Genomic DNA, 22,118 nt, shown 5'->3' with positions numbered 1-22,118 from the left:
ACGAGGCTGTTTCGGCATGGACTATCGCGATGACGACCTCACCAAATTCGAAGCGCATGGTGCTGCTCCTTTGCCGGCCGCGGCGGACGAAGGCCAGGTGGAGCATGAGGGTGCGAGAATCTGGTACGCCACCTTTGGGGCGGGGTTTCCCGTGATCTTGTTGCATGGCGGCCTTGGCCATAGCGGCAATTGGGGATTTCAGGTCCCGTCATTGGTCGAGCGCGGCTATCAGGTCGTCACCATCGACAGCCGTGGCCATGGACGCAGCACCCGCGACGAACGGCCATACAAATACGAGCTGATGGCCTCGGATGTCCTGGCCGTGATGGATCGCCTGCAATTGAACAAGGCCATCGCGGTAGGTTGGAGCGATGGCGCCTGCGTTGCGCTGATCCTTGGCATGAAGGCCCCCAATCGCATCGCCGGTGTGTTCTTCTTCGGCTGCAATATGGATCCCAGCGGCACGAAGGACTTCGAGGCCAGTCCGGTCATCGAGCGGTGTTTCAGCCGGCACAAAAAGGACTATGCCGAGCTGTCGGCCACGCCAGATCAATTCGATGCGTTTGTCAAAGCTGTCGGCCTGATGATGAAGAGCGAACCCAATTATGGCACCGCCGAGTTGGGAGAGATCCGTGTGCCCGTTGCGGTCGTCCAAAGCGAGCACGACGAGTTTATCAAGGACGAGCACGCCACCTATCTGGCCCGCAGCATACCGGGATCGGAACTGGTGATGCTGCCCGAGGTCAGTCACTTCGCGCCCTTGCAGCGTCCCGACCAGTTCAACCGCGTGCTGTTGGCTTTCCTCGCAGAACTTCATTCCTGAGCCCTGCCTCGCCGCTTCCGGAATCCCCGCTCTGGCCCAGGCACGCGACACGCCATTTCGCCTGCGAGGCTTTTCATGTTCGAATCGGCTAGACCTTGCGGTATGAACGAGACCTCACTCTATGCGCCGGTGAAGCGTTTCCTGGAAAATCTCGACTTCGTCGTGAAGGGGGAAATCGGCGGCTGCGATATCGTCGCGTTGCGCGAAGGGGAGCCGCAGATCGTCGTCATCTGCGAGATGAAGCTGCAGTTCAATCTCGAACTGGTTCTGCAGGGCGTCGACCGTGCGGCTGCTTGCGATGAAGTGTGGCTGGCGGCGCGCATGTCGGCGCGAGGCAAGGGGCGCGAAAGCGATGCCAGGTTCCGCAACCTTTGCCGTCGGCTCGGCTTCGGCCTGATTGGCGTAACCGCCAATGATCGGGTCGAACTGCTTCTCAGTCCGATCGCCGTGGCGCCGCGCAAGAATGCGCGACGGCGATCTCGCCTTGTCGACGAGCACCAGCGCCGCCGCGGCGATCCTGTCGCCGGCGGCGGATCGCGCGCTCCGATCATGACCGCCTACCGGCAGAGCGCCCTCGCCTGCGCCGCCGCGCTTTCGGACGGCCCCAAGCGGCCGCGCGATCTGAAAGCCTTGACGCCGATCGCGCCGAAGATTCTGCAGCACAATGTCTATGGCTGGTTCGCAAGGGTCGAGCGTGGTCTTTACGATCTCACGGATGCCGGCCGCGCCTCGCTGGTTCGTTGGCCGCAGGTCCCGCATGATGAAGCCCGACACGAGATTTTGATTGCGCCGGGCCTCTGAATACCGGGGTTTGCCGAGCATGAACCGCCCCTGTTGGTTGATTTTTCAGACAAAACATGCTGCTTGTCCCGCCCATGAAGACACTATGCATGATGGCCATTGCGTCCCTGACGCTGGCTTTTCCGGCCAGTGCGATGGACAACGCCTTGCGCTCCGGACTGATGAAACTTGATCCGCAGACCCGCCTCGAGCAGCGTTGCGATGCCGAAGTCCTGGACCGGATCACCCATGATGATCGCAAGTTCAAGGCCGACCGCGTCGTCGCCTACGCCTTCGCGACGCCAGAGATGAGCGCCGACGCCATCCGGAGCCCCGGTGCGGCGTTCCGCAGCAAGGGACAGTGGTATCGGCTGAAGTTCAAATGCCAGACGGGGCCGGATCATATGGAAGTTCTCCAGCTCCGCTATCGGATCGGGGATGAGATCCCTGAAGCCGACTGGCCGAAGTACAATCTCTACGATTAGTTCTCGCGGGCTTGCCCGCATTGGCTTGCCGCCGGCGCATGTTGAGAATCTTCCGTAATTCCACCACCACGAAAATGGTTTTCCAGCGTTGTCCGGTGCTGCGGCTTGACGCCAGCAGACCATGCCTTTAGGCCCGTTCGGACGATCGACGACGAACACTCGACGAAGGGCTTCCAGGTCGATGGAAATATTTACCGCCGCCGGCTTTTCGGCTCTCCTTCAGGTCATCGCCATCGACCTTGCGCTCGCGGGCGACAATGCCATCGTCATCGGCCTCGCCGCTGCAGGCTTGCCGGCCAGCCAACGCCAGCGAGCCATTCTGGTCGGCATCGCGGCGGCCACCGTTCTTCGCATTTTCTTCGCACTGATCACGCAATGGCTGCTGACCATTGGTCCCATGCTGCTTATCGGTGGCGGCCTGCTTTTGCTGTGGGTTTGCTGGAAGATGTGGCGCGAATTGCGTGTCACCCACGACGAGGAGCGCGACGCCACCGAAGCGCTGTCGAACGGCGACTTCAACAAGGATGGTGCCATTGGCGGCAAGGGGCCGAGCAAAACCTTCTCGCAGGCCGCCTGGCAGATCGTCATTGCCGATGTCTCGATGTCCCTCGACAATGTCCTGGCCGTGGCGGGCGCGGCCATGAACCATCCGACGGTGCTGATTGTTGGGCTGGCGCTGTCGATCGCTTTGATGGGCTTCGCTGCGTCGTTCGTCGCGCGCCTGCTGCACAAATACCGCTGGATTGCCTATATCGGCCTGGTCATCATCCTCTATGTCGCGGTCAAGATGCTGCTTGATGGGGCCGTGCAGCAATTCCCCGATCATTTCGCCTTCCTGTCACCCTGGTTCGGGTCAAGCGGGCACTGACGCACAGGCGGAGCCGCAGGGCTCCGTTTGCCTGATTGAGGAAGCCGTGCTATTGCGCCGCCCGAATTGAGCTCCTGCCGGGAGCCATGCAAACCGTTATATGTCGAGACTGCGGCCGGATCGGTGTTTCCGGTTCGCGTCCATTGGAAAATTGCCCCATGTCCGCCCCACGCGTCAGCTTCGTCAGTCTCGGCTGTCCCAAAGCCCTTGTCGATTCCGAGCGCATCATCACGCGTCTGCGGGCCGAGGGCTACGAGATCGCCCGCAAGCATGACGGCGCCGATCTCGTTGTCGTCAACACCTGTGGTTTCCTGGATTCCGCCCGCGACGAGTCACTCGACGCCATCGGCTCGGCACTGTCGGAAAACGGCAGGGTCATCGTCACCGGCTGTCTGGGCGCCGAGCCGGACGTGATCCGCGAGAAGCACCCCAACGTGCTGGCGATCACCGGACCACAGGCCTATGAGAGCGTGATGGCCGCCGTCCATGAGGCGGCCCCTCCCTCGCACGATCCCTACATCGACCTCCTGCCGCCGCAGGGCGTCAAGCTGACGCCGCGCCACTATGCCTATTTGAAGATCTCGGAAGGCTGCAACAACCGTTGCACCTTCTGCATCATTCCAGCCCTTCGCGGCGATCTCGTCTCGCGGCCGGCGGCCGATGTGCTGCGCGAAGCCGAAAAACTGGCCAAGGCCGGCGTCAAGGAACTGCTCGTCATCTCGCAGGATACCAGCGCCTACGGCATCGACATCAAATACCAGACGTCCATGTTCGGCGATCGCGAAGTGCGGGCGAAGTTCCTCGATCTCTCGGAGGAATTGGGCAAGCTCGGCATCTGGGTACGCATGCATTATGTCTACCCCTACCCGCATGTCGCCGACGTCATCCCGCTGATGGCCGATGGAAAAATCCTTCCCTATCTGGATATTCCCTTCCAGCACGCCTCACCGCAGGTGCTGAAGAACATGCGCCGGCCCGCCCACGGCGAGAAGACGCTCGAGCGCATTCGCGGCTGGCGCGATGTGTGCCCGGATCTCGCCATCCGCTCGACCTTCATCGTCGGCTTTCCCGGCGAAACGGACGACGATTTCGAGATGCTGCTCGATTGGCTGGATGAAGCGAAAATCGATCGCGCCGGCTGCTTCAAATACGAGCCGGTCAGAGGCGCCCGTTCCAACGATCTCGGCCTTGGGCAGGTGCCGCAGGAGGTCAAGGAAGCGCGCTGGCATCGCTTCATGCAGCGCCAGCAGAAGATCTCGGCTACGCAGCTTGCCAGGAAGGTCGGCAAGCGTCTGCCGGTGCTGATCGACGAGGCGCACGGCACCTCGGCAAAGGGCCGCACCAAATACGACGCGCCCGAGATCGATGGTTCGGTCCACATCCAGTCGCGCCGCCCGATGCGTGCCGGTGACATCGTCACCGTCAAGATCGAGCGCGCCGATGCTTACGACCTCTACGGCTCGGCCGTCTGAGCCTCCCGTCAGCTTCTCCATCCAAATGAAAAGGGCGCCTCGCGGCGCCCTCTGCATATCGAAATGTGTTCTGCCGTTTATTGCGGCAGCTTGTCGTCGACGCCCTTGACGTAGAAATTCATGCCGAGCAGCGTGCCGTCGTCGGCGACCTCGCCATCCTTCAGCCACGCCGAGCCATCCTGCTTGGCGATCGGTCCGGTGAAGGGGTTCCAGCCGCCGGCGATCTTCTTTTCGGTCGCTTCGGCCATCGCCTTCACGTCGTCGGGCATGTTGGTGTAGGGCGCGAGCTTGACCGCGCCGTCCTTGATGCCGAGCCAGACATTGTCCGGCTTCCAGGTGCCGTCGATGGCAGCCTGTACGCGGCTGATATAGTACGGACCCCATTCGTCGGTCAGCGATGTAAACTGCGCGTTCGGCGCGAACTTGATCATGTCGGACGACTGGCCGAAGCCGTGCAGCTTGCGCTCTTCGGCCACCTGCAGGGCAGCGGTCGAGTCGGTGTGCTGGACGATGATGTCGGCGCCCTGGTCGAACAGTGCCTTGGCGGCGTCGGCTTCCTTGCCCGGATCGAACCACGAGTTCACCCAGACGATCTTGGCCTTGAAGTTCGGGTTGATCGATTGCGCGCCGAGCATGAAGGAGTTGATGCCCATCACCACTTCCGGGATCGGGAAGGAGACGATGTAACCGGCGACGCCGGACTTCGATTCCTTGGCGGCGATCTGGCCGAGCACGTAGCGGCCTTCATAGAAGCGCGCATTGTAGATGCCGAGATTATCTCCGGTCTTGTAGCCGGTGGCGTGCTCGAACATCACCTTGGGAAACTTCTTGGCGACCTTCACTTCGGCGTCCATGAAACCGAACGAGGTGCCGAAGATGATCTTGCAGCCTTCGCGCGCCAGACGCTCGAAAGCACGGTCGGCGTCTGGGCCTTCGGAGACGTTCTCCAGATAGGCGGTCTCGACCTTGTCGCCGAGCGCCTTCTCGACCTCGAGGCGGCCCTGGTCGTGCTGGTAGGAATAGCCGAAATCGCCGATCGGGCCGGTGTAGACCCAGCACGCCTTCAACTTGTCGGCGGCCTGCGCGGACGCCGCCAGCGACATTGCGGCGGTCGTGGTCATCAGGGCAATAAGCAGTTTTTTCATTGTGTTACCTCTCTGAGTTAAGCCTTGGAGCTTCCCGTCTTGTTCTTGTTGTCAACGATCCGGAACGAATGGCTGCCCCAGGGATGCCGGCGTGTTCATCATCGTCAGACGCTTGTTGCGCGAGATTAGAACGAGAACCACGACGGTTGCCAGATAGGGCAGAGAAGAAAGCATCTGCGAGGGCACCGGAATGCCAAAAGCCTGTGCATGAAGCTGGCCGATCCACACCGCGCCGAAGATGTAGGCGCCGGCCAGCACCCGCCACGGCCGCCAGGATGCGAACACCACCAGTGCGAGCGCGATCCAGCCGCGGCCCGCGGACATGTTCTCGACCCACTGCGGCGTATAGACGAGCGACAGATGCCCGCCGGCAAGACCGGCGCAGGCGCCGCCGAAGATGACCGCGAGGTAGCGGTAGCGGATGACCTTGATGCCAAGCGCATGCGCTGACGTGTGGCTGTCGCCGATCGAGCGCAGCGTCAGCCCGGTACGCGTCTTGAACAGGAACCACATCACCGCGGCCGTCAGCGCGATCGAAATATAGAACACAGGGTCCTGGCCAAACAGCAGTTTGCCCACGATCGGAAGCGAACTGAGGCCGGGAATATCAAGGTTGGGGAGCCGGACTCCAGGCTGGCCGACGAAGCGCGTTCCGATCATGCCGGAGAGGCCGAGGCCGAGCAGCGTCAGTGACAATCCGGTCGCCACCTGGTTGGTGGCCAGCGACAGCGTCATGACGGCGAACAGCAGCGAGAAAACTGCTCCCATGATGATTGCCGCCAGGAGGCCGATCCAGGGCGAGCCGGTCAGGTAGCCGGCCCCGAAGCCGCCGACGGCACCCATGATCATCATGCCTTCGACGCCGAGATTGAGCACGCCGGAACGTTCGACCACCAGTTCGCCGATCGCCGCGATCAAGAGCGGCGTCGCCGCCGTGGCAATGGTCAGGAGGATGTTGACGGTAATGTCCATCAGCGGGCTTCCTTCAACTTTGGCGCGGCCTCGAGCTTCGCGGGGGCTTCCTGTTTGGTCAGCGCCAGGCCGATCAATCGGATGCGGTAATGAATGAGCGTGTCGCAGCCGAGCACGAAGAACAGCAGCATGCCCTGGAACACCCTCGCCACCTTGTCGGAAATGCCGAGCGCGCTTTGCACCGCCTCGCCGCCGAGATAGGTCAGCGCCAGCACCAGGCCGGCGGCGACGATGCCGAGCGGATTGAGGCGACCGAGGAAGGCCACGATGATGGCGGTGAAGCCATAGCCGGGCGAAATCACGGGCTGCAATTGCCCGATGGCGCCGGAGACTTCCGAGATGCCGGCAAGGCCGGCCAGCGCACCCGACAGCAGGAAGGCGAAGAACACCATGCGGTTGAGGCCAAAGCCGGCGAAGCGCCCTGCTCTCGGGCTGGAGCCCAGCACGCGGACCTCGAAACCCTTGAGCATGCGGCCCATCAGGATCCAGATCAGCACCGCTGCCACAAGGGCGAAGACGAAGCCCCAATTGGCACGCCCGGCATCGGGCATCAGTTCCGGCAGCACCGCCGAGTCGCCGAACTGGATCGTTTGTGGAAAGCCGTGTCCCTGCGGATCGCGCCACGGCCCGCGCACCAGCCAGTCGAGGAAGAGTTGCGCGACATAGACCAGCATCAGGCTGGTGAGGATTTCGTTGGTGGAGAACCGGGTCTTCAGCAAGGCCGGGATCGCAGCATAGGCCGCACCGCCGACCATGCCGAGTAGAAGCATCAGCGGCAGCACCAGCGGGCCTTCGAATTGCGGAAACAGCACCGGAATGATGGAGCCGAAGATGGCACCGAAAATGAATTGGCCTTCGGCGCCGATGTTCCAGATGTTGGCCTTGTAGCAGACCGACAGGCCGACCGCGATCAGGATCAGGGGGGCTGCCTTGATCGCCAGCTCGTGCAATTGCCAGACCTGGCTGATCGGCTCGATGAAGTAGATATGGAACGCGTTGAGCGGGTTGACGCCGAGCAGCGCGAACATAATGGCGCCGGCAATGATGGTCAGCGCGAAGGCGATGAACGGCGACAGCATCGAAAACAGCGCCGAGCGCTGCGGGCGTTTGACGAGTTCGAGGCGCATCATGCCGTCTCCAGCGTATGTTCGGCGTGGCCGGGTTCGGCGCCGCCCATCAGCAAGCCGACCTTCTCGAAAGTCGCTTCGGCTATCGGCATCGGCTTCGAGAGCTCGCCATTGTGCATGACCGCGATCGCGTCCGATATCTCGAACAGCTCGTCCAGATCCTGGCTGATCACCAGTACGGCCGATCCGCTGCGAGAGAGCTCGATCAAGGCCTGGCGGATGTGCGCCGCGGCACCGGCGTCGACGCCCCATGTCGGCTGGTTCACCACCATCACGCTTGGGCGGCGGTCGAGCTCGCGGCCGACGATGAATTTCTGCAGATTGCCGCCCGAAAGTGCCGCCGCTTCGGGATCCGGCGCGCTCTTGCGCACATCCATCGCTTCGATGATGCGTTGCGATGCCGCGTAGACGGCGCCGCTCTTGACCATGCCGCCGGTGCCGACAAAAGCCTTGCCGTCGGTGGCATGGCGCGACAGCAGCAGGTTTTCCGAGAGTTTCATGCGCGGTGCCGCTCCATGGCCAAGGCGCTCTTCCGGCACGAACGCCGCTGCCAGCAGGCGCCGCCCGGTGATGGTGAGGCCGCCGGCGTCCTTGCCGCGGATGCGCACCGAGGCGGCATCCTGCTGCAAAACCTCGCCGGAGACGGATTCGAAGAACTCGCCCTGGCCATTGCCGGCGACGCCGGCAATGCCGATCACCTCGCCGGCGCGGACATTGAGGCTGATGTTCTTGAGAGGAATGGAAAACGGCGTTGCCGGCTTGCGGCTGAGGCCGCGGATTTCGAGCAGCGGCTGCGCGGTCTCGATCCCCTCGACCGGCGCCCGCACCACAGCCTGCACCTCGCTGCCGACCATCATGCGGGCGAGCGATGAGGCGGTCTCCTCGCGCGGGTTGCAGTGGCCGACCACCTTGCCGTGCCGCAGCACGGTGGCGCGGTCGCAGATGCGTTTGACCTCTTCGAGCCGGTGCGAAATGTAGAGGATCGATTTGCCTTCCGCACGTAGCCGCTCCAGCGTCTCGAACAGCTTGTCGGCTTCCTGCGGCGTCAGCACCGATGTCGGCTCGTCCAGAATGATGAGTTGCGGCGTCTGCAGCAGGCAACGGATGATCTCAATGCGCTGGCGCTCGCCGACCGAAAGGTCGCCGACCAGCGATTCCGGATCGAGCGGCAGGCCATAGCTGTAGGAAAGCGCCCTCGCCTTGGCCGCGATGCTGCTGATCGGCGAGCCGTCATCCAGCGACAGCGCGATGTTCTCGGCGGCCGTCAACGCCTCGAACAGCGAAAAATGCTGGAACACCATACCGATGCCGAGCTTCTTGGCAACGCCCGGGCTGGTGATCCGCACCGCCTGGCCGTTCCAGAAAATCTCGCCGGAATTGGGCTCGAGCGAGCCGAACAGCATCTTGACCAGCGTCGACTTGCCGGCGCCGTTCTCGCCGAGCAAAGCGTGGATCTCACCTTTGGCGATGTTGAGGTCGATATGGTCGCACGCCGTCAGCGTGCCGAATATCTTGGTCAGGCCACGAACCTCGAGCAGGTTCGCTCCATCATGATTTGCACTCACAGTGCCTCCCATCCGGATTGCCGGACATGTTCTGTGTTCCCGCAAGCATCGTATGCGCGGCCGGCTCTCGTGCGAAAGCAGCACCCGACTTGAAAGAGCTTCAAGAATTTCAGCGGAAACTCAAGGGCAAAGATCAGCCTGCCTCGCACAAGCATGTGGCTGGCCGACTTTTCGTGCAAACCAAGCCCGCGGCTGCGGCGGGACGCTGAAAACCAAGGCAGACTATCGTCAGGGAACCAGGATGGTCGTGCCTGTCGTTCTGCGTCCCTCAAGATCCTGATGCGCCTTGCCCGCGTCTTTCAGCGCATAACGCTGATTGATCTTGATCTCGACGGCACCACTGAGCACGACCTCGAACAATGCGGCGGCGGAGGCATCGAGGTCCTCGCGTTTTGCATTGTAGACGAACAGTGTCGGCCGCGTTGCGAACAGCGAGCCCTTCTGCGCCAGCAGCGACATCGAGAACGGCGGGATGGGTCCCGAGGACTGGCCGAAGCTGACGAACATGCCGAGCGGCTTCAGGCAGTCGAGCGAGGCCGGGAATGTGTCGTTACCCACGGAATCGTAGACGACGTCGCATTTCCTGCCGCCGGTGATGGCGGCGACGCCGGCGACGAAATCCTGCTCCTTGTAGTTGATGACATGGTCGAAGCCGTGTGCCTTGGCCAGTTCGATCTTGTCGGCGGAGCTGGCGGTGCCGATGACCGTTGCGCCGAGGTGTTTTGCCCATTGGCCTAGAATGAGCCCGACGCCACCAGCCGCGGCATGAAACAGGATCGTGTCGCCTGCCTTGACCTTGAAGGTCCGGCGCAGGAGATATTGCGCGGTCATGCCCTTCAGCATCATGGCGGCGGCCTGTTCGTCGCTGATGCCGTCCGGCACCTTGACGACCTTGCTGGCATCGATGACGCGCTCTTGCGCATAAGCACCCGTCGTCACGGCGTAGGCAATCCGGTCGCCCGGCTTCAACCAGTCGACGCCCTGGCCGACTTCCAGCACCACGCCGGCGGCTTCGCTGCCGGGAATGAGCGGAAATCCGCCGGGCGGCGGATAGAGGCCCGAGCGATGATAGACATCGATGAAGTTGAGACCGATCGCGGTATGCTTGATCAGGATCTGCCCCGAACCGGGCTGGCCGGGATCGGTGTCCTCGTAAGTCAGGACTTCGGGGCCGCCATTGGCGTGGATTCGGATGGCTTTGGACATGGACAGGATTCCTTGAAGAGCGGCTGATCAGGCCTTTTTGGCGCCGAGTTTTGGAAAGAACTGCATAATGCCGCCAATGCAGGCCAGGTAGAGCCCCGTGATGGTAATACCGATCTTGGTAAAAGTGCTGACCTGCTCACCCAGCACGCCGATCTCGTCGTAGAAGGCGGCGAGCGCCGCCTGCGCAAGCGCAAGCGCGCCGAAGGCGCACCACAACAGCGTCATGCCGAGATTGATCGGCCGCAGCCGCTTCACCCGCACCGGATGGATGAAGTTTATCGGCACAAAAGTCAGAATGCCGGCCACCACCACCACGGCGAACGAAACCCATTGTCCCGGCTCGATAACGAACAGCGTGAACACCACCATGTTCCAGACCACCGGGAATCCCTTGAAGAAATTCTCCTTCGTCTTCATGCCGGTGTCGGCGTAGTAGATCGCGCTTGAGACCACGATGATCGCCGCCGACAGGAACGACAGGCCTTCGCCCATGAAACCGCGCTGATAGAGCGCGAAGGCCGGGATCAGCACGTAGGTCACATAGTCGATAATGTTGTCGAGAAGTTCGCCCGACCAGGTCGGCAGGATTTCCTTGACCTCCAGCTTTCGGGCGATCGGCCCATCGATACCGTCGACGAACAGCGCCAGCCCCAGCCACCAGAACATGGCCGTCCAGCGCTCCTCGCTCGCCGCCACCAGCGACAGGAAAGCCAGGAACGAACCGGAAGCGGTCAGCAGATGCACCGAAAACGCGCGCGCCTGCGGCCAAGTGACCTTCTTCTTCGGTCGCGGAATCCGTTCCGTGATCTTCTCGGCGATCTTGCGGGCCTTTGTGTTCTTCCTCACGGGCCCCGCCAATCCAGCTTGCATATCTCGGCCGAGCGGCCGGCGAAATTCCAGTTGCGGCCAAAGGCCCGCATCTTGCTCTTGTCGGACCTGGCCACGATGATCTCCGGCGCGATCCAGTATTCGGAATTCGTGATCACCGTATCCTTCTCGCGGTCCTTGCCCGCGATTGGTGTGACCGCCCCGTCGATAATCCTGGGTATCTGGAAAATACGCGTCTTGTCGCGCGTCTCGTAGGTGATCGGCACCTGTTCGACGCCCAGGAATTTGCCGACCAGGATCGAGAGCAGCGACGTCGTTCCGCCGGCTTTGCCGGTGAATATCTTGGTCAAGGCCTTGACCGCGTAGACAGAGGCCCTGACGTCGATGAACAGGCCCGCGGTCCAGTTGCCACGGCTCATGTAACCGGGGATTTCCATGATCAGCCCAAGATTGAGACCGGAGAGGTCGACCTCGCCGAAATGGCCGGCGTCGATACGAAAACCCGCCCAGGTCTGGCAGTAACCTTCGGTCGGAGGATGGTTGCCAAGCGACAGCACGCAAGGGCAAAAAACCGTGCAATTGCAGGAGAGTACGAGCTCTCCTTTCATTGCCCAGCTCTGATCTGCCATCGAATTTCCCCCACTCATAGCGAGACTACTAGCAGCGCGGCTGCCCAGACAAGCAGTATCGCACCAGCCAGCCGGGTTGGAAGACTGCCCGTCGTCTGTTTTTCAATCAGGGTGAACACGCCGATCAGCGCCATCCAGAAGACGTTCATCACGCCGACTGCGAACATCACCAGCATCAATGCCCAGCAGCAGCCGAGGCACCAGATGCCTTGCGCGACGCCGAGCTGGAAGACGCGGACGGTTCTCGCGCTCCAGTTCGAAAACAGGATCGAGAACGGATTCCGGCATTTCTTCAGGCAGGCCTCCTTGAGGCCGCTGAACTGGTAGAGGCCGGCAACCAGCAAGGCGAGCCCACCGGCAGCGCCAAGCAGCGGATCGAATATCCCTCCCGTGGCGGCGAATGCGTGGACGGCAAGTGTCACTGCCGCAAACAGCATCGAGGCGGCAAGCCAGACGCTGAGGTAGCCGGCAACCAGCACCAGCGGATGGACGACTGGCTCCCCCTTGATCCGCGCCGTATCGGCGATCTCGCAATAGGTGCGGATCATTGGCGCCGCGGATGGCAGCATCGCGCCGATCGCCATGAGAAACCACATGAGGATGAGCGCCAGGGTACGCGGGCCGATGCTAGCGTCCAGCGGCGCAGGTGAAAGGCAGAGTACGAAGAACCGTTCGAGCACGGCCGGTAACGGCAGTTGCGGCAAGTTACGCAACAAAGTGTCGCCTGGCGCGCCGATCTGGGCCTCGGCGCCGCGAATCGCCATCGCGGCAAGCAGCAGCCAGGCCAGTGCGATGCTTGCACCGACGACGACGTTGACCGTCCAGCGCGGCTTGCGCGCGACGTTTGCCGTGGCGCGGCCGGCGCGGTCGAGGTGGCTGAAATCGTCCTGTTGGCCGGTCATGACACTCGAATGGGCCGAATCGCCGCGTTGATCAAGCCGCATGATCTGCCCTATATGCGTCTCTCGACTGGGCAGGCCTGATGGCCGCCTCGCACAGCAAGCCGGAAGCCGATCTTGGAGCATCAGGAAACAGCGCGGATACTGATCGCAGGCACCGGGCCGGCGGGATTGATCGCCGCGCTTGCCTTCGCCGATGCCGGCTTTCCGGTGACGATTGCCGGGCCTGAGGTTTCGGCTCCCGACGGTCGCACCACGGCGCTCATGACGCCTGCCCTGAAAGTGCTCGAACGGCTGGGCGTGCTCGAGGACATCGAGCCCAAGGCCGCCCCCTTGAAGGTGATGCGTATTGTCGATGCGACCGGCAGGCTGATCCGCAGTCCCGTCGTCATTTTCCGCGCCAGCGAGATCGACGAGGAACGGTTCGGCCTGAACCTGCCCAACGGCGTCCTTGGACCCGCGCTTGCCGGCAAGGTGGCCGCGCATTCCGGGATCGAATGGCGCAGATCGATGGTGAAGGCCTGGCATCTCGGCGCCGCCAAAGCTCATGCCGCGCTGGTCGACGGCAGCGAGATCGATGCGTCGCTTGCGGTCGCTGCCGATGGCCGCCTGTCGCCGGCCCGCGAGGCCGCGGGCATCTCGACGGCGGCGCGCGCCTACCCTCAGGCGGCGCTCGTCCTCAATTTCGGCCACAGCCGCGAACATGGCTTCACCTCGACGGAGTTCCATACCGAGACCGGCCCTTTCACGCAGGTGCCGCTGCCGGGCAATCGTTCCAGCCTTGTCTGGGTGGTCAAACCTGAGACCGCGAAGGAGCTTGCCGCGTTGGACGACGCAATGCTCTCGCTGCGGGTCGAACGGCAGATGCAGTCGATGCTGGGGCGGGTAACCGTGGAGCCGGGCCGCCAGATCTATCCTTTGTCGACGGTGACCCCCCTGCGTTTCGCGGCGCAGCGGGTGGCGCTTGTCGGCGAAGCGGCGCACGTGTTCCCGCCGATCGGCGCGCAAGGCCTCAACCTGGGTATCAGGGATATCGACGATCTGGTTGGAATCGCGCGTGAAAATCGTGAGGATCCGGGGGCTGCCGCTACCCTTGCTGTATACGATCTCAAGCGCCGGCCCGATATTCTGGCGCGCAGCAGCGCGGTCAATCTGCTCAACATATCGCTGCTTTCGGACATGTTGCCCGCACAGATGGCGCGCGGCGCCGGCCTCGGCGTGCTCGGCGGCTTTGCACCTCTGCGCGCTTTCTTCATGCGCGAAGGGCTTCGTCCTGGCAGCGGCTTTGCGGCGCTTGCAGGTGGCCCTCGGAAGCCGACGCGGCAGCGGTAGCGATTCTGCGGAATTTGCCGCGGTATCGCGACGTTCATCAAAAACCTTTGTTGCGCATTCCACGTATTTTTGAGGCGCTCAGACGCTTGGGATTGAATTGATGCGGAGTCTGCGCCAAATAAAGTCAAGGAATTCAGTGGTGAGTGCGATGAAAACGGCCAAATTCGCGATCGGACAGGTGGTTCGTCACCGGCTGTTCCCGTTCCGAGGCATCATTTTCGACGTCGATCCGCAATTCGCCAACACCGACGAATGGTACGACGCCATCCCCGCCGACGTACGGCCGCGCAAGGACCAGCCGTTCTACCACCTGCTCGCCGAGAATTCGGAAACCGAATACATCGCCTATGTGTCCGAGCAGAATCTGCTCGAGGATCAGTCGGGAGAACCCGTCCGCCATCCGCAGATCAAGGAAATGTTCGACAAGAAGCCGGACGGGCGCTACGCGCCGAAACGGCAGTCCAAGCACTGACTTCCGGCATGCCGGGTACAGCCAGAAATGAAAAAAGCGGGGCATGACCCCGCTTTTTTTGACACGATAATGAGTCGACGCCGGATCAGTTGGCGGTCTTCGCCTTATCCTGCTCGTCCTTGAGCTTCTTGGCGAAGTCCTGGTTGTTCTTGGCGACGAAATCCTGGAGCTTCTTCTGCCGGTCCTCGATGTCCGACTGCTGCAGCGGGGGGCCGTCATAGGCGCCGCTGAAGCCCTGCAGCGCGATCTTAATCGGGTTGGCCTGGTTCTGGAAATTAATCGAGGTCAGCGTGATCCCCTGACCCTTCTTGAACGAGGCGACGAGCTGGTCGGTCAGCGGCACTTCCGCCACGCAACGATCCGGGAAGCAGATGACATAGTCGAGCTTCTGCGCCTTGCCGGTGTCGATCTGCAAGCCGATGCCGGGAGGCACGAGGCGACCGGTCGGGACCGTCACCTGGAACACCTTGCGGTTCACCTTGCCCTTGAGCTCGATCAGGCTGACGCCGGTGACAAGCTGGCCATTGCCAGCGGTGACGATGTTCTGGACGTTGCAGATGTCGACGTCTTCCTGCTTGGTGCAGGCCTTGAACCAGCCCTGCGGTATCTGCTGCTGCTGCTGGGCGGAAGCAGAGGGAAGTCCTGCGCCGAGAAAGCCAACCACGCCTGCGGCCATGACCGACAGGCGGTACGCGTTGCTGTTCAGGCTCGTCATGTCGTGCACTTCCTCTCAATGATCCCGGGACCGGCTTTTTCGTGCCGTGTGGTCCAGCTACCTGTTGCCAAAATGAGGCAACAGAATGACTTCGGACGGCGTGTTACACTGCAAGCGGCGTCGAATCCAGCCCGCTCACTTGTAATTCTTGACGACGCCATTGGCCGCCACGCAGTTGCCCCATGCTAGGGTGCGGATCGAATCATCAAGCCGACCTGTTAAGGAGACGGTCATGGGCCGCGTTCTTGTTTGGCTGGTCACCGCACTATCGTTTTTCACCCTGTCGTCGCCACCGGCGTTGTCGGAGCCGAAATACGCGATTGCGATGCAGGGCGAACCGGCCCTGCCGCCGGACTACACCCATTTCAGCTACGTCAATCCCAACGCGCCGAAGGGTGGCAGCATCACCTATTGCGTCGTCGGCAGCTTCGACAATCTCAACCCCTTCATCCTCAAAAGCCTGCGCACGACGGCGCGCGGCATGATGGACACGATCTTCGGCAATCTGGTGTTCGAGCCGCTGCTGCAGCGCAGTGCCGATGAGGCTTTTACTCTCTACGGACTTCTGGCTGACACCGCCGACATGGATGCCGAGCGCAGAAGCATCGAGTTCCACCTCAACCCGAATGCCAAATGGTCGGATGGTCAGCCGGTAACGCCGGAAGACGTGCTGTTCACTTACGATGCCTATACGCAGAAGGGCCGGCCACCCTACAGCGACCGCATGGCCAGGATCGCCAAGCTCGAAAAGACCGGCGACCATAGCGTGCGCTTCACCTTCAACGACAAGGCCGATCGTGAGTTTCCCCTGATCATCGCGCTGACGCCGATCATCCCCAAGCACGCTTTCGACATCGATACTTTCGACAAGACGACACTGAAGCCGTTGATCGGCAGCGGTCCCTACAGGATCGCACAGGTGACGCCCGGCCAGCGCATCGTCTTCAAGCGCAACCCCGACTACTGGGGCAAGGACGTTCCCGCCAAGCGCGGTTTCGACAACTACGACCAGATCACCATCGAGTATTTTCTCAACGCCAACGCCAAGCTCGAAGCCTTCAAGAAGGGGCTTTGCGCCATCGACGACGACGGCGACCCGGTGAAACGCGAGCGCGATCTCGACTTTCCCGCCTTCCATAGAGGCGACGTGATCTCTGAAACCTTCGACACCGGCATCCCGCCCGTCGTGACCGGGTTCCTGTTCAACACGAGACTGCCGAAATTTTCCAACCCGGTGGTTCGGCGCGCACTCGGCATGCTCTATGATTTCGAATGGGCCAACAAGAATCTGTTCGGCGGCAAGTACACCCGCACGATGAGCTATTGGCAGAATTCCGAGCTTTCAGCGCTCGGCCATCCGGCTGACGACAGGGAAAAGGCGCTTCTGGCCCCCTACCCCGGCCGCGTGCCGGCCGACGTCATGGACGGCACCTGGAAACCGCCGGTGACGGACGGTTCTGGCCAGGACCGCAAGGTGCTGAAGACCGCTTTCGATCTTCTGAAAAGCATCGGCTACCACGTGAATAATGGCACGATGCTCGATCCCGACGGCAAACCTTTCGGCTTCGAGATACTGACCGCATCGCAGGACGAAGAGCGCCTGGCCGGCATCTATCAGCGTACACTGGAGAAGATCGGCATCAACGTCAGCATACGCAGCCTGGACGGCGACCAGATCCAGTCGCGCAAGCAGCGTTTCGATTTCGAGGTGCTGATCGGCTCCAGCGGTTTCAACAACTCGTTGTCCCCCGGCATCGAGCAGATCGGGCGCTGGTCGTCCGCAGCGGCCAGGACCGAAGGATCGTTCAATCTCGCCGGCGTCGCCGATCCGGCGATCGATGCGGCCATCGACGCAATGCTGCGAGCCCGTTCGAAGGAGGATTATGTCGCCGCTGTCCGCGTGCTCGACCGGCTGCTGATCTCCGGCAATTACCTGGTGCCGATGCAGTACAACACGCAACAGTGGCTTGCTTACTGGAATTATCTGGAACATCCGCGAAAGACGCCCATATTCGGTTATCAGCTGCCGACCTGGTGGCGCAAACCGAACTGAAGATCCGGAGATAGAGATGAGCGAAGCGAACGCCATAACCGTCGATGTGGTGTCGGACGTCGTCTGCCCGTGGTGCTTCATCGGTCAGAAGCGGCTGGACAAGGCGGTGGCGGCTGCCGGTGATGTCGAAGTGCACATACGCTGGCGGCCGTTCCAGCTCGATCCGACCATTCCGCCGCAAGGCAAGGACCGCCACGAATACATGCTGGCCAAGTTCGGCAGCGACGAGCGCATTCGCGAAATTCACGCCCGCATCGAACCGCTTGGCGAAGCCGAGGGCATTTCCTTTGCCTTCGATGCCATCAAGGTGGCGCCGAACACGCTCGATGCGCATCGGCTGATCCGCTGGGCCGGGGCCGCCGGCGAGGACGTCCAGAACCGGCTGGTGCGCCGCCTGTTCCAGTTGAATTTCGAGGAAGGCGCCAACATCGGCGACCACACCGTGCTGGTCGAAGCTGCCCGCGAGGCCGGCATGGATGCATCTGTTGTTGAAACGCTGTTGCCGAGCGATGCCGATGTCGAAGCGGTTCGCACGGAAATCGCCACCGCGTCGCGCATGGGCATCACAGGCGTGCCGTGCTTCCTGCTCGAGGGCAAATATGCGGTGATGGGCGCGCAGGACGCGGACACGTTGGCTGATGCGATCCGTCAGGTAGCGGCCGCCAAGGCGCGTGGCGAGTTGGAAAAGGCCGGCTGAGCCAGCCATCCCCGCGCCGATAGCAAGAGCAGGCGTTGCGTGAGCAAACTGAGCTCCGCACGCCATGAATCGGACATCAAGGACGGCCTGTTTCGGGAATTCTGGTCAGTTCCCGATAAGAAATTCGGCCGGCCCAAAGGACTTTTGAGTCACAAAACCGTGTGCGGAGCTTCCCTAGGGGAAGGTTTCTCGCGGCCATCTGCCTAGAGCCTAATAGATTGAAATAAATAGAGATTTTATGGGTTTTGTCAGGCATTCGGGTGGCGATCCAGCCATCGATATGTTGCCTCAGGGCAACGACTGCGGACGCAATCTCGCATCCCCACTTTAAAAATTAATGGAAAATGATCAATTGGTGTTACCATCCGTAACAAAACAAAAAAGGTTTGGGCGGGATCGTGATTCGGATCGGCAGACGATCGCAAGAGTCAGTACCGGATGGACTACAAGGCGATGCCTCAGGGCGGTCGCATCTGACGCCGGTATCCTCGATGCGCAATTTTTGGGGCCTCGTGCGAGCCTACTGGGTCTCGGACCGCTGGAAGGAAGCCTGGACGCTGACGCTGGTGATCGCGTTGCTCACCGCGCTGTCCAGCAAGGCCAGCGTGTGGTTCGCCATGGCTTCGGGCGAATTGGTGAATTCGATCGCCTTCCTGCACGATGCCGCCAACACTCGCCCGCTGGAGACAATCCTGACCAACGCCGGGGTGCTGGTGCTGCTGGTCCTGCTCAAGGATGCCGGCTTCACCGGTATACGCAATCTCGTCTCGGCAACCTTGCACCGCAAATGGCGTGGCTGGCTGAACGACCAATTCAACCAGGCCTTGCTCGACGGCAACCATACCCATTTCCATGCTCAACATGGTTCCGCGGACGGCGGCATCGTTGCGCCCGACAACGTTGACCAGCGCATCCAGGAATCGATCAAGGACATGACCGGCGGTGCGATCGGCCTCGCCATGGGCGTGCTGGGGCTGGCGACCTCGCTCTACTTTATCGGCCAGAACCTGTTGCAGTCGTCAGTTGAGGTCAAAGGTCTGGAGTTCCTTGGCAGCTATGGCAGCGCCGTTCTCGCCCTTCTTGCCGTTGCCACTTACGTGCCCCTAAACACCTGGATCGCCGTCAAGCTCGGCAGCCTGCTGGAACGTCTCAATATTCGCATGCAGAAGGCCGAGGGGAGCTATCGTAGCGAACTTACGACATTTCTGCGCCGCAGCTTCCATGTCGCCGCCTCACATGGCGAAGGCGTGCAGAAAGCGATGCACGACCGGCTCTATGTCGACATTGATCGTACCTGGGGACGGCTGAATGTCGTCAACACCAGCTATATGTCGTTCGAACTAATCTACAATTTCATCGGCGCCCGCATGGTAGCCTATGCTCCGGGCCTGGTGCCGTTCATCCACAGTCGCCTGGACTATAAAGGCTATATCACCGGCTCCGAAATGGTTGCCCAGCTCATCAGCCAGTGTTCGTGGTTCATCCATGTCATGCCCGCCATCGCCACGCTTCGCGCCAACAGCCAGCGTGTGACTGAGCTCGCCAACGCGATCGAGAATGTCCAGCACCCGCAGGAATTCTACAGCCAGAGCGGCCGTTCCGACTTCCACTACGCCAACCAGAATCCGGTTTTCGGCCTGACCATCCAGAAGCTGGAGTTGGCGCACCAGGGCGAGGACGCGACGCCATTCCTCAGTTCCGCCAACTTGCGCTTCCGGCGCGGCGAATGGACCTTCCTGAAAGGCGAATCCGGTTGCGGCAAGACCTCGCTGATCAAGGCGATCAACGGCTTATGGCCCTACGGCCGCGGCACCATCGTCTTCCCCGAGGGCGTGAAGAGTTTTTATGCCGCCCAGGAGGTCAAGCTGCCGCAGGTGTCGCTGAAACAGCTGGTCTGCCTGCCCGGCTCCGAGCGCGACCATGGCGATGCCCAGGTTGCGTCCGCGCTGCACAAGGCTGGCCTTGGCGATTTCATCGAACACATGGCCAATGAAAGCCGCGAGGGTAAAAGCTGGGATCAGGTTCTGTCGGGCGGCCAGAAGCAGAAGCTTGTGGTGGCTCGTATCATACTGCAGCAACCGGGGCTGCTGTTCCTCGACGAAGCGACCGGTGCTCTCGATCCTGACGGCAAGATTGCCTTCCACCAGGCCATCAAGGACAACTGCCCCGATGTGACGGTGATCAGTGTCATGCACGAAGCCGTGGCGCCGAGATCGGCTGCGGGGACCGAGTTCTACCACTCGATGGTCTTGATTGCCGACGGTGTCGCCACCAAGAAGCCGCTCGCCCCGAGCCTGCCCGTCGAACTCACCACGATCCTGGTCCAACCAAGGCCGGTCGAGGACAAATGGACGCGGTTCTCGCGCCGGCTGAAGCAGAAATAACGACGACGTAACGGGAACTTCCGCGTCAACCCGCGCGCCGTGATCACAGTCTCGCGATCAGGGCCGTTCGGGACTGTTTTCCCTCCTCACCGCGATTGACTCGGCAAGGCTCGCTCCTATGTTGCGCCGGCTTGCAGACAGTCAAAAGCGAACCCGCAAGCAGAAAGGTCACCGCGCCATGCCTGGCGATAGTCACAGTCGAACGCAACCGCCGTCCGCCTAGACGTGACCTGAATGGTTCACGTCCTGCCGGACGGCAAGGAGTGAACCATGAACGATTTTTTCCCCGTAGCGGACGATGAGGCCGTCGCCATCGCCCGCATCCTTGCCAACGACCACGTCGCCGACGTTGTCGAGGCGCTCAATCATGAAACGCGCGAAACCGCGACGGAGCTGCTTTGCGCCGTGCCCTTCGAACGGCTGGTCGAGATTTTCGACCAGCCTGAGCTCGAAAGCGCGCCCGAATTGGCGGAGGCCCTGCCGCGCCCCAAGGCGAGCAAGCTGCTCACCGCCATGTCCGTCGACCGCGCGGCCGACATTCTGCGCGAACTCGACGAGCCGGCACGCTCCGAACTGCTCGGCGCATTGGCCCCGCCACTGCGCGCGACCCTGCTTTCCATTCTGGGCTATCCCGAAGGCAGCGCCGCCTCGATCATGACGACGGAGTTCGTCAGCGTTCCCTCCGACTGGACCGTGGGGCGCACGCTCGATTACATCCGCAAGGTCGAGCGGACGCGCGAGACTATCTACGCAATCTACATCGTCGATCCGCAAACACACCTCCTGGTGCGGTCGACGGGCTTGCGGCGGCTCATCACCGGTGAGCCGGGCGACTCGATCCTGTCGGTTGCGCCCGACCGCATGCCGGTGACGGTCAGCCCGCTGACCGATCGCGAAAACCTGGCGCAGACGATCTCCAAATACGATCTGCTCGCCGTCCCGGTCGTCGACCACGGCAAGATCCTCGGCATCGTCACCATCGACGACATCATCGACACGATGATCGAGGAGACCACGGAGGACGTGCATCGGTTCGGCGGCATGGAGGCTCTGGACGAGCCGTATATGAAGATGAGCTTCCTCGCCATGATCAAGAAGCGTGGCGGCTGGCTTTGCGCGCTGTTCATCAGCGAGATGCTGACGGCCAATGCGATGCAAAGCTACGAGGGCGAGCTGGAGAAAGCGATCGTGTTGACGCTGTTCATCCCGCTGATCATGAGCTCCGGCGGCAATTCCGGCTCACAGGCTACCTCGTTGGTCATCCGGGCGCTGGCGTTGCGCGAGATCGGCCTTCGTGACTGGTGGCGGGTGGCGTTGCGCGAATTGCCCACCGGTCTCGTGCTCGGCGCCATGCTCGGCGTGGTCGGCGTCTGCCGGATCGCGCTCTGGCAATATATGGGCTTCTACGACTATGGCCCGCACTGGCCGCTGATTGCCGCAACGGTTGGTGCTGCACTGGTCGGCATCGTCACGTTCGGCTCGCTCTCGGGGTCGATGCTGCCTTTCGCCCTGAAACGGATCGGTTTCGACCCAGCCAGTGCGTCAGCGCCGTTCGTCGCCACGCTGGTCGATGTCACCGGACTGGTGATCTATTTCTCGGTGGCGCTCGTCATCCTGCGCGGCACGTTGCTATAGCGGTTTGACTGCCGCCGCCGGCCAGGGCTGG

The 22,118-nt window shown here is 61.8% G+C and carries 20 protein-coding genes; 11 read left to right on the top strand and 9 right to left on the bottom strand.

The window, feature by feature from the left end:
• Window positions 1–16 precede the first annotated feature (16 nt).
• The 5 genes from EN804_RS01120 to rimO all read left to right on the top strand — a co-directional run bounded on the left by EN804_RS01120 (window position 17) and on the right by rimO (window position 4,428).
• Window positions 17–823, top strand: coding sequence for an alpha/beta hydrolase (locus EN804_RS01120; protein WP_135918505.1), 807 nt, complete (start codon window positions 17–19; stop codon window positions 821–823).
• A gap of 102 nt (window positions 824–925) precedes the next feature.
• Window positions 926–1,624 (top strand): DUF2161 family putative PD-(D/E)XK-type phosphodiesterase, encoded by a 699-nt coding sequence (locus EN804_RS01115; protein ID WP_135918504.1) that lies wholly within the window; start codon window positions 926–928, stop codon window positions 1,622–1,624.
• A gap of 56 nt (window positions 1,625–1,680) precedes the next feature.
• Window positions 1,681–2,088, top strand: a complete 408-nt coding sequence (locus EN804_RS01110) for a DUF930 domain-containing protein (RefSeq protein ID WP_167531434.1) — start codon at window positions 1,681–1,683, stop codon at window positions 2,086–2,088.
• Window positions 2,089–2,269: 181 nt separating this feature from the next.
• Window positions 2,270–2,956 (top strand): TerC family protein, encoded by a 687-nt coding sequence (locus EN804_RS01105; RefSeq protein WP_127277290.1) that lies wholly within the window; start codon window positions 2,270–2,272, stop codon window positions 2,954–2,956.
• 158 nt (window positions 2,957–3,114) lie between these two features.
• Complete coding sequence (gene rimO / locus EN804_RS01100) at window positions 3,115–4,428, top strand: 30S ribosomal protein S12 methylthiotransferase RimO (RefSeq protein WP_135918503.1); 1,314 nt, start codon at window positions 3,115–3,117, stop codon at window positions 4,426–4,428.
• Window positions 4,429–4,505: 77 nt separating this feature from the next.
• Here rimO and EN804_RS01095 read toward each other — a convergent pair whose 3' ends face one another.
• The 8 genes from EN804_RS01095 to EN804_RS01060 all read right to left on the bottom strand — a co-directional run bounded on the left by EN804_RS01095 (window position 4,506) and on the right by EN804_RS01060 (window position 12,844).
• Window positions 4,506–5,573 (bottom strand): BMP family ABC transporter substrate-binding protein, encoded by a 1,068-nt coding sequence (locus EN804_RS01095; RefSeq protein WP_135918502.1) that lies wholly within the window; start codon window positions 5,571–5,573, stop codon window positions 4,506–4,508.
• Between the two features lie 51 nt (window positions 5,574–5,624).
• The gene (locus tag EN804_RS01090; RefSeq protein ID WP_135918501.1) at window positions 5,625–6,545 is read right to left on the bottom strand and encodes an ABC transporter permease; all 921 of its coding nucleotides are present in this window, start codon (window positions 6,543–6,545) and stop codon (window positions 5,625–5,627) included.
• Entirely contained in the window at window positions 6,545–7,675 is a 1,131-nt protein-coding gene (locus tag EN804_RS01085) for an ABC transporter permease (protein WP_135864825.1), read from the bottom strand. Before EN804_RS01085 ends, EN804_RS01090 begins: the two co-directional genes overlap by 1 nt.
• A complete protein-coding gene (locus tag EN804_RS01080; RefSeq protein WP_189524423.1) occupies window positions 7,672–9,249 on the bottom strand; it encodes an ABC transporter ATP-binding protein in 1,578 nt (525 codons plus the stop codon). Before EN804_RS01080 ends, EN804_RS01085 begins: the two co-directional genes overlap by 4 nt.
• 216 nt (window positions 9,250–9,465) lie before the next feature.
• Window positions 9,466–10,443 carry a quinone oxidoreductase gene (locus EN804_RS01075; protein WP_135918499.1) on the bottom strand — a complete coding sequence of 326 codons (978 nt, stop codon included), beginning with the start codon at window positions 10,441–10,443 and terminating at the stop codon, window positions 9,466–9,468.
• A 27-nt stretch (window positions 10,444–10,470) separates the two neighbouring features.
• Complete coding sequence (gene pcsA / locus EN804_RS01070) at window positions 10,471–11,313, bottom strand: phosphatidylcholine synthase (protein ID WP_127280773.1); 843 nt, start codon at window positions 11,311–11,313, stop codon at window positions 10,471–10,473.
• Window positions 11,286–11,900 (bottom strand): DUF1326 domain-containing protein, encoded by a 615-nt coding sequence (locus tag EN804_RS01065; RefSeq protein ID WP_135864818.1) that lies wholly within the window; start codon window positions 11,898–11,900, stop codon window positions 11,286–11,288. Before EN804_RS01065 ends, pcsA begins: the two co-directional genes overlap by 28 nt.
• A 14-nt stretch (window positions 11,901–11,914) precedes the next feature.
• Window positions 11,915–12,844 (bottom strand): DUF2182 domain-containing protein, encoded by a 930-nt coding sequence (locus EN804_RS01060; protein ID WP_127280771.1) that lies wholly within the window; start codon window positions 12,842–12,844, stop codon window positions 11,915–11,917.
• A gap of 72 nt (window positions 12,845–12,916) precedes the next feature.
• Between EN804_RS01060 and EN804_RS01055 the strand changes: the two genes are divergently transcribed.
• Both EN804_RS01055 and hspQ read left to right on the top strand, forming a co-directional pair.
• Window positions 12,917–14,131, top strand: coding sequence for a UbiH/UbiF family hydroxylase (locus EN804_RS01055; RefSeq protein ID WP_135864816.1), 1,215 nt, complete (start codon window positions 12,917–12,919; stop codon window positions 14,129–14,131).
• 148 nt (window positions 14,132–14,279) lie between these two features.
• Window positions 14,280–14,603, top strand: coding sequence for a heat shock protein HspQ (hspQ, locus tag EN804_RS01050; RefSeq protein WP_189343674.1), 324 nt, complete (start codon window positions 14,280–14,282; stop codon window positions 14,601–14,603).
• Window positions 14,604–14,688: 85 nt separating this feature from the next.
• Here the strand turns inward: hspQ and EN804_RS01045 are convergent, their stop codons facing one another.
• On the bottom strand, window positions 14,689–15,318 hold the full coding sequence (locus EN804_RS01045) for an invasion associated locus B family protein (RefSeq protein WP_135864814.1): 630 nt from the start codon (window positions 15,316–15,318) through the stop codon (window positions 14,689–14,691).
• Window positions 15,319–15,550: 232 nt separating this feature from the next.
• Between EN804_RS01045 and EN804_RS01040 the strand changes: the two genes are divergently transcribed.
• The 4 genes from EN804_RS01040 to mgtE all read left to right on the top strand — a co-directional run bounded on the left by EN804_RS01040 (window position 15,551) and on the right by mgtE (window position 22,087).
• On the top strand, window positions 15,551–17,371 hold the full coding sequence (locus EN804_RS01040) for an extracellular solute-binding protein (RefSeq protein ID WP_127278993.1): 1,821 nt from the start codon (window positions 15,551–15,553) through the stop codon (window positions 17,369–17,371).
• Between the two features lie 16 nt (window positions 17,372–17,387).
• A complete protein-coding gene (locus tag EN804_RS01035; RefSeq protein WP_135880360.1) occupies window positions 17,388–18,068 on the top strand; it encodes a DsbA family protein in 681 nt (226 codons plus the stop codon).
• 491 nt (window positions 18,069–18,559) lie between these two features.
• A complete protein-coding gene (locus tag EN804_RS01030; RefSeq protein ID WP_167531431.1) occupies window positions 18,560–20,452 on the top strand; it encodes an ABC transporter ATP-binding protein/permease in 1,893 nt (630 codons plus the stop codon).
• Between the two features lie 270 nt (window positions 20,453–20,722).
• The gene (gene mgtE / locus EN804_RS01025) at window positions 20,723–22,087 is read left to right on the top strand and encodes a magnesium transporter (protein ID WP_135880362.1); all 1,365 of its coding nucleotides are present in this window, start codon (window positions 20,723–20,725) and stop codon (window positions 22,085–22,087) included.
• Window positions 22,088–22,118 lie beyond the last annotated feature (31 nt).

The sequence above is a fragment of the Mesorhizobium sp. M8A.F.Ca.ET.161.01.1.1 genome (assembly GCF_004792105.1).
Classification (GTDB): domain Bacteria; phylum Pseudomonadota; class Alphaproteobacteria; order Rhizobiales; family Rhizobiaceae; genus Mesorhizobium.
The sequence above is the reverse complement of the archived record's forward strand: the minus strand, read 5'-3'. Positions and strand labels throughout refer to the sequence as shown.

What these genes read in the sequence shown, in the direction of transcription:
- EN804_RS01060 (WP_127280771.1), bottom strand. Translation starts at nt 12,844, where the DNA reads ATGCGGCTTGATCAACGCGGCGATTCGGCCCATTCGAGTGTCATGACC.
- rimO (WP_135918503.1), top strand. Translation starts at nt 3,115, where the DNA reads ATGTCCGCCCCACGCGTCAGCTTCGTCAGTCTCGGCTGTCCCAAAGCC.
- EN804_RS01065 (WP_135864818.1), bottom strand. Translation starts at nt 11,900, where the DNA reads ATGGCAGATCAGAGCTGGGCAATGAAAGGAGAGCTCGTACTCTCCTGC.
- EN804_RS01045 (WP_135864814.1), bottom strand. Translation starts at nt 15,318, where the DNA reads ATGACGAGCCTGAACAGCAACGCGTACCGCCTGTCGGTCATGGCCGCA.
- EN804_RS01085 (WP_135864825.1), bottom strand. Translation starts at nt 7,675, where the DNA reads ATGATGCGCCTCGAACTCGTCAAACGCCCGCAGCGCTCGGCGCTGTTT.
- EN804_RS01105 (WP_127277290.1), top strand. Translation starts at nt 2,270, where the DNA reads ATGGAAATATTTACCGCCGCCGGCTTTTCGGCTCTCCTTCAGGTCATC.
- EN804_RS01040 (WP_127278993.1), top strand. Translation starts at nt 15,551, where the DNA reads ATGGGCCGCGTTCTTGTTTGGCTGGTCACCGCACTATCGTTTTTCACC.
- EN804_RS01035 (WP_135880360.1), top strand. Translation starts at nt 17,388, where the DNA reads ATGAGCGAAGCGAACGCCATAACCGTCGATGTGGTGTCGGACGTCGTC.
- EN804_RS01090 (WP_135918501.1), bottom strand. Translation starts at nt 6,545, where the DNA reads ATGGACATTACCGTCAACATCCTCCTGACCATTGCCACGGCGGCGACG.
- hspQ (WP_189343674.1), top strand. Translation starts at nt 14,280, where the DNA reads ATGAAAACGGCCAAATTCGCGATCGGACAGGTGGTTCGTCACCGGCTG.
- EN804_RS01110 (WP_167531434.1), top strand. Translation starts at nt 1,681, where the DNA reads ATGCTGCTTGTCCCGCCCATGAAGACACTATGCATGATGGCCATTGCG.
- EN804_RS01120 (WP_135918505.1), top strand. Translation starts at nt 17, where the DNA reads ATGGACTATCGCGATGACGACCTCACCAAATTCGAAGCGCATGGTGCT.
- EN804_RS01030 (WP_167531431.1), top strand. Translation starts at nt 18,560, where the DNA reads ATGCGCAATTTTTGGGGCCTCGTGCGAGCCTACTGGGTCTCGGACCGC.
- EN804_RS01095 (WP_135918502.1), bottom strand. Translation starts at nt 5,573, where the DNA reads ATGAAAAAACTGCTTATTGCCCTGATGACCACGACCGCCGCAATGTCG.
- EN804_RS01075 (WP_135918499.1), bottom strand. Translation starts at nt 10,443, where the DNA reads ATGTCCAAAGCCATCCGAATCCACGCCAATGGCGGCCCCGAAGTCCTG.
- mgtE (WP_135880362.1), top strand. Translation starts at nt 20,723, where the DNA reads ATGAACGATTTTTTCCCCGTAGCGGACGATGAGGCCGTCGCCATCGCC.
- pcsA (WP_127280773.1), bottom strand. Translation starts at nt 11,313, where the DNA reads ATGCAAGCTGGATTGGCGGGGCCCGTGAGGAAGAACACAAAGGCCCGC.
- EN804_RS01115 (WP_135918504.1), top strand. Translation starts at nt 926, where the DNA reads ATGAACGAGACCTCACTCTATGCGCCGGTGAAGCGTTTCCTGGAAAAT.
- EN804_RS01080 (WP_189524423.1), bottom strand. Translation starts at nt 9,249, where the DNA reads ATGGGAGGCACTGTGAGTGCAAATCATGATGGAGCGAACCTGCTCGAG.